1 pseudogene is annotated in these 600 nt (G+C 60.0%); it reads left to right on the top strand.

The annotated features are described in order from the left end of the window. Window positions 1–600: pseudogene (locus ACR0E6_RS22675) on the top strand (2,3-bisphosphoglycerate-independent phosphoglycerate mutase); the annotation flags it as partial.

Below are 600 nucleotides of genomic sequence, written 5' to 3'. Positions count from 1 at the left end.
ATTCCGAGGTTGGGCACACCAATATCGGCGCGGGCCGTGTGGTGGCGATGGATCTGGGCCAGATTGATCTGGCGATCGAGGATGGCTCATTATTCGAAAATGACGCGCTGCAGGCGTTCATTGCAAAAGTGAAAACCGCGGGCGGGACGGCGCATCTGATGGGGCTGGCCTCGGATGGCGGTGTCCATGGGCATGTGAACCACATCGTTGCAGCGGCCAAAGCGATCACGGATGCCGGCGTTCCGGTTGCTCTGCACGCAGTGACCGATGGGCGCGATGTCGCTCCGAAATCGGCCTTCACCTACATTGCCGAGCTTGAAGAACGCCTGCCCGCAGGCGCGCGTATCGTCACCGTTTGCGGGCGTTACTTCGCCATGGACCGCGACAACCGGTGGGAGCGTGTTAGCCAAGCCTACAACGCCATGATCAAAGGACGGGGCCGTGCCGATACCACGGCGCATGCGGCGGTTGATCACGCTTACAACCAATCCGAGATGGATGAGTTCATCGTGCCGACCGTGCTGGAAGGTTATGATGGTGTCAAAGATGGTGACGGGTTTTTCTGCCTGAATTTCCGCGCCGACCGCGCGGGGGAAATTC

Source organism: Ruegeria sp. AP12, from assembly GCF_056540025.1.
Note: the sequence above shows the minus strand (reverse complement) of the source record. Positions and strands in the feature narration are given on the sequence as shown.